This is a genomic window from Parahaemophilus parainfluenzae, from assembly GCF_001053575.1.
GTDB classification, from domain to species: Bacteria; Pseudomonadota; Gammaproteobacteria; order Enterobacterales; family Pasteurellaceae; genus Haemophilus_D; species Haemophilus_D parainfluenzae_S.
This window is the reverse complement of the sequence record NZ_JVSL01000023.1, coordinates 1-5,724: the sequence shown is the minus strand read 5'-3', so window position 1 is coordinate 5,724 and position 5,724 is coordinate 1. Positions and strand designations below refer to the sequence as shown.

3 protein-coding genes and 3 pseudogenes are annotated in these 5,724 nt (G+C 31.1%); 5 read left to right on the top strand and 1 reads right to left on the bottom strand.

Annotated elements, in window-relative coordinates; genetic code table 11:
* Positions 1-36 precede the first annotated feature (36 nt).
* Positions 37-1,271 (top strand): annotated as a pseudogene (locus AC979_RS10380) (IS3 family transposase).
* Between the two features lie 24 nt (positions 1,272-1,295).
* On the opposite strand, the pseudogene AC979_RS10275 reads toward AC979_RS10380, so the two are convergent.
* Positions 1,296-1,403 (bottom strand): annotated as a pseudogene (locus tag AC979_RS10275) (NAD-dependent epimerase/dehydratase family protein); the annotation flags it as partial.
* Between the two features lie 503 nt (positions 1,404-1,906).
* Between AC979_RS10275 and AC979_RS04955 the strand changes: the two are divergent.
* From AC979_RS04955 to AC979_RS04940, 4 genes and pseudogenes are all read left to right on the top strand, one after another.
* A complete protein-coding gene (locus AC979_RS04955) occupies positions 1,907-2,863 on the top strand; it encodes a retron St85 family RNA-directed DNA polymerase (RefSeq protein WP_080971313.1) in 957 nt (318 codons plus the stop codon).
* Positions 2,853-4,430, top strand: coding sequence for an AAA family ATPase (locus AC979_RS04950; protein WP_049373120.1), 1,578 nt, complete (start codon positions 2,853-2,855; stop codon positions 4,428-4,430). The genes AC979_RS04955 and AC979_RS04950 overlap by 11 nt, the downstream gene beginning before the upstream one ends.
* The gene (locus AC979_RS04945) at positions 4,414-5,202 is read left to right on the top strand and encodes a retron system putative HNH endonuclease (RefSeq protein WP_049373118.1); all 789 of its coding nucleotides are present in this window, start codon (positions 4,414-4,416) and stop codon (positions 5,200-5,202) included. Before AC979_RS04950 ends, AC979_RS04945 begins: the two co-directional genes overlap by 17 nt.
* A 253-nt stretch (positions 5,203-5,455) precedes the next feature.
* Positions 5,456-5,724, top strand: a pseudogene (locus AC979_RS04940) (IS3 family transposase); the annotation flags it as partial.

Here is a 5,724-nt window from a genome sequence, read left to right as displayed (position 1 = left end):
GACTAAACAACCAACTCACTAAGGTGCAGATTTTTTATGACTAAATACAATCAACTTTTCAAACAACAAGTCGTGAATTTCTATTTCGAACATCACGAAAACCTTGCTTTCACATTGAAGCATTTCAATTTAGCGACAAAAACCGTTAGATGTTGGATTGCACAATACAAATATTCAGGCACTAATGGATTAGCAGTATTACACCGCAAAAGACTTTATTCTCCTGAATTTAAACATAGCGTTATTCAAACCATTCTCTCTGGCAGATTTACGATGGAAAATGCGGCACTTTACTTTGGTATTGCGAGTAGTGGAAAACCCTTAGTCAATGGTTGAAAGCCTTTCAGAAAAACGGTATAAATGGGCTCCATCCCAAACCTAAAGCTCGCCCAAGTATGAAACCCAAATACGCTAAAATGCCTCCCCCACCCAAAACAGAAGAAGAACGTTTACGCCTACGCATCCTTGAGTGAGAAGCCGAGGTGGCTTTTCTAAAAAAGTTGGACGAAATAATCAAGAGGGAGGAAGCCAAACGGCAGAAACAGTCCAAAGTTTGAGAGTGCATTATCCGTTAGAAATACTTTTGCCTATAGCGAAATTAGCGCAAAGTACCTTCTTCTATCATCGCCAATCCAAACCTGATAGAGATAGCACACTAAAGCCCAAATTCGTGATATTAAGCAGGCAGAGCCTAATTATGGCTATCGGCGAGTCAGTGTGAAGCTCGTGGGGGGAACCATAAGCGCGTACAACGCTTGATTCAAGAAATGGGTTTACAAGTTCGCACGAAGAAACTGCGTAAATATCGTTCATATAAAGGTGAACAAGGCAAAATTGCGCCGAACCTGTTACAACGGGATTTTAGCTTGCTTTAATAATGAACTGATTGCTTACGGATTAAGTCGTCGCCCAAATGCTATGTTAGTGCAAGAAATGCTGTTACAAGCTGTTGAAAAATTGCCGAGAAATGCGAATTTAATATTACATTCAGACCAAGGAACCCATTATCAAATGCCTAACTATTAATGTCTATTAGCAAAAAATAGGATTTCTCAAAGTATGTCGCAAAAAGGAAATTGTTTGGATAATGCGGCAATGGAAAGCTTTTTGGGCGAATGAAAACGGAATGTTTTCACGGAAAATCATTTACTAACATTGATGAACTTGAAAAGGTTATCAATGATTATGTCTGGCACTATAATGAAGACCGAATCCAATTAAAATTAAAAGGACTGAGTCCGATACAATATCGAAAGCAGTCCTTTAAATAACAGTCTAACTTTTGGGGGCAGATCAGTTAATTTATCTACGTTAACTACGCCGTCTTGCGTGTTTTCAATAATATGACGAACAACTGCAGAGCCGATGAAGTCTGCACCGCCTGTAACTAAGATTTTTTTCATTTTTTTTCACGTTAATAAAAATTCATTTAACTTAATTGAGTAATTTCTTAAATGGTTGTAGAATTAATTTGATAGATTAAAGCTATCAAACGACCTGTGATATATGATTTTTTTTAAAATTTTCAGATTATAGTAATATTAGTTAACAAAATTACAACTCATACGTAATTTCTAATATTGTCTATCGCCTACACTAAAACTAGACAACCATTTTTATCCCCTCATTATAGTGTATCGGCAAGTATCATGATTCATAAACAACAATCATTTTAAATTTGCCGAAAACCTAGGAAGTTGTTATACTCAAAGAACCTTTTAGCGTATGTCTATGAAAGCTTAGCTTTAGTTCGGTGTTTAGCCGCAACGTATTTATATTGGGCAGATAAGGGTTGCGAGACAAATGTCAAGCAACTCCGGGTAAGTTGCTTGACATTTGTCTCGCTTCCATTAGTAAAAGGTTAAGGGGCTAAGGCCCCTTTTTTATATACAATAGAGAGTATCTAATGAAATCCAAACGGAAATTTGAGCTATTTTATAAATTACACGAAGGTGAAAGATTTTCCTCTAAACTTGATGAGTTGATAGCTCTTACGCCTACAGCTCCTATATCTTATAAAGTTTATTCTATACCCAAGAAAAAAGGGGGGCGTAGGACAATAGCTCACCCGACCAAAAAACTAAAAGAAATACAAAAAAAACTCTTAGAATTACTACAATTACAAATTCATAAATCTGCCTATGCATATAGAAAAGGAAGGAATATTGCTCAAAACGCAGAAACTCATAAAGAAAATAAATTCCTATTAAAATTAGATTTTCATGATTTCTTTAATAGTATAAATAACATTATCTTCACTAGGTATCTAGATAAAATAGGTATTCATTATAATGAGGATGACAAGTGGTTAATTAATCATATTTTTTTCTGGAATCCTAATAAAAAAGACAATTCACACAAAAAACTTATATTAAGCGTAGGGGCTCCAAGCTCACCTACAATATCGAATGCCGTCATGTATTTCTTTGATAAAGAAATAGAAGAATACTGCGAATCAAAATCAATGAAATATAGTAGATATGCTGATGATATATCAATTAGTGGGAATAATAAAAATGAATTAAAAACTATAATTCCAGTTATTCGAGAGAAACTTAATGAGTTGTTTAATGGAAGAATTATATTAAATGAATTAAAAACAGTTATTATATCACCTGGCTATAATAAATTTATTACAGGCATTACACTTACTTCACAAGGGAGTATATCCATCGGTAGAAAACGCAAAAGATATATTTTTAGCCTAGTTTATAAGTATAAAGTAAACGAGTTATCTAAAGATTTAATACCTCATTTAAAAGGATTGCTAGTCTTCTCTAAAAATATAGAACCTTCATTTATAGTTAGGTTAGAATTAAAATATGGTAAAGAAATCATCAGGAGAATTTTAGATGAAAAATAAAGACATTCTTGAACTATATAAAAATTGGGATGGAGAAACACTCCCTCCAGATGAACTAATGGAATTGGTTTCTCAAAATCCATTTAGTTTGCTTGATGTTCAGATTGTTAATTACAAAGCATTTTCTGATAAAGTATCAGTTAAGTTTGAAGACAATAAAAAACCAATTTTATTTGTGGGCATTAATGCTAGTGGTAAAACAACTATCGCTGATGCTATTGCTACATCATTAAGTAAAATTAATAGTGCTATTTATAATAAGAATACTGATTCAGGTGATGTAATAGAAGAAAGAGATATAAACAAGAAAAATGATCCATATCAACCGGCTTTAATAGAGTTAAATTTAGGATATGCTAAAACTAAATTAACTGAAGTTATCGTTGCAAGATCACCTAATGGCTCTCCTAAGACAATTTCTAGCACGCTCATACAGGCGAAAAAATTAGGTACGCTATATAGCTATATACTAGCTAAAGATAATTTAGATTTACCTCTTTATTTATTTTATGGAGTAGATCGCTCATCGTTAAAAACTAAAGATAAATTTGATAAAGCAGATTTTATATCTAAAGTAGAAAGATTAAATGCGATACCACAGAAACTAAAAAGCACATTAAATTTTAATGATTTTTTATTATGGTTTAAGTATTTAGATGATGCTAATAATCAAGATCTAGTAAATGCATTAGAAAGTGTTAAAAGTGAATTAGCTAATATAGAAGGGAAAGTTAATGAACTAGATTCATATGACAACGATATGTTAACTGGATTGAATGCAGCTAATGAATTACTAAAAAAAATGAATTCAATAACATCTATTTATTCTAAACTAGAAAACGTAAAAAATAATAATAAAGTAGACACAGAAAAAGGAAAACAATTACAGAAGATTAAAGAAATTATTATTACTTTTATTCCAAATATCATAGATATAAAAATAGATAGAAATCTTTCCTATCCATTTATAGTTAAAAAGCAAGATGGTTCACAATTTCCTTTGTCAGAATTGTCTCAAGGAGAAAAATCAATCATATCTTTAGTGGGAGATCTTGTTAGACGTATGCTTATCTTAAACCCACATAAAGAAAATCCTCTTGATACTCCAGCGATTGTTATTATTGATGAATTAGAACTTCACTTACATCCACAATGGCAAGAAGAAATTATTTCTAAATTAGAACGTACCTTTAAAAATACTAAATTTATTTTAACTACGCATACTCCAACTATTGTTAGTTCAATCATAAATGAAAATCTTTACCTTATTAAAGGGAATCAGATTATAGCAGGTAAACATCTTGATTTTGGTACATATGGTGCTGAATACGCTAGTATCTATACACTCTTATATAATATAAATTCAAGATCAGATAATGAAATAAAAGAAAAATTAGACCGGTATTTATCTTTAGTAAATGAAAATCAATATACTTCTGAAGAAGCAATAATGCTTAGGAAGGAATTAGAAAAAAACTTTAAAGGTAATGAACCATCTCTAGAAGAAGCTAAGTTAATTATCGAAAATAAAGAATGGGAAAAGTCTTTATATGAAGAAGGTCAATAAGTCAAGCATACCAAATGCTTTACTAAATTATAGAAGCACAAGTAAATTTTATACTTGGAGAGCTTTCAGAAAAAAGAAAAAATCTTATAAAAGAGTAAAAAAACAAATTTTTAAAGATCAAGGAGGGATATGTGCTTATTGTGAACAAGATTTTTCCTGTTCACAAGGAGATGATGACTATATAACTCAGATGATTGAACATTTCCATCCTAAAAGAGATATTGGTTCTAATAAGAATTGGACTTTAGATTGGAATAACTTGCTTGGTTGCTGTACAGGAGGAAAAGAATCTAATAAAAATATATTTCCTACTCCAGAAAATTTAAGTTGTGATCAATATAAAGAAATCGCATTAGATAATATAAATAATGTCGAAGGTTATCTTATAAACCCAATTGATATGCCAGCATTTCCTTGTTTATTTAAAATTAATCAAGTTACGGGACATATTTTAGCAAATGAAAAAAATTGTGGAGAAGTTAGTTTTAACATAAATAATTTTAAAACAACAGTAGAACTTGTTGAGAATACTATAAGAGTATTAAATTTGAATTGCATACGGTTATTACAGAAGAGAAAAGCCCACATTAAAAATTATAATAATCTCATTAATATAGCTAAGAAAAATGAAAACTCCGCTATTTTCCAAGAACTATGTAGCCGTTTCCTAGCAAAAAAGGATGATAAATACCATTCTTTCTTTACAACATACCGTATTTTATTGTCTTCTCATGCTGAAAATTATTTACAAAAAAATAATTTTTCAGGATAAGACTTAGAGTTAGTTAATAAAGATTGCTAATAATTATTCAGAAGTTTTGATTTTAAAAGGTATATAGGACAAAATAGTTAGTAAAAATGTGATTAACGCCTTATAGCACAAGGCGTTAATCACTCTTTTTGAAATATGACAAAAAACAGTCCTTTTTGCCAAAGTACAAAATAAAGAAATATGGTACATCAAATAATGATCTGCACCCCAAAAGTTAGACTAAACAACCAACTCACTAAGGTGCAGATTTTTTATGACTAAATACAATCAACTTTTCAAACAACAAGTCGTGAATTTCTATTTCGAACATCACGAAAACCTTGCTTTCACATTGAAGCATTTCAATTTAGCGACAAAAACCGTTAGATGTTGGATTGCACAATACAAATATTCAGGCACTAATGGATTAGCAGTATTACACCGCAAAAGACTTTATTCTCCTGAATTTAAACATAGCGTTATTCAAACCATTCTCTCTGGCAGATTTACGATGGAAAATGCGGCACTTTACTTTGGTATTGC

Bases quoted from the DNA above. Each gene is read 5' to 3' on its own strand.
- AC979_RS04955 (WP_080971313.1), top strand. From the start codon at position 1,907: ATGAAATCCAAACGGAAATTTGAGCTATTTTATAAATTACACGAAGGT.
- AC979_RS04950 (WP_049373120.1), top strand. From the start codon at position 2,853: ATGAAAAATAAAGACATTCTTGAACTATATAAAAATTGGGATGGAGAA.
- AC979_RS04945 (WP_049373118.1), top strand. From the start codon at position 4,414: ATGAAGAAGGTCAATAAGTCAAGCATACCAAATGCTTTACTAAATTAT.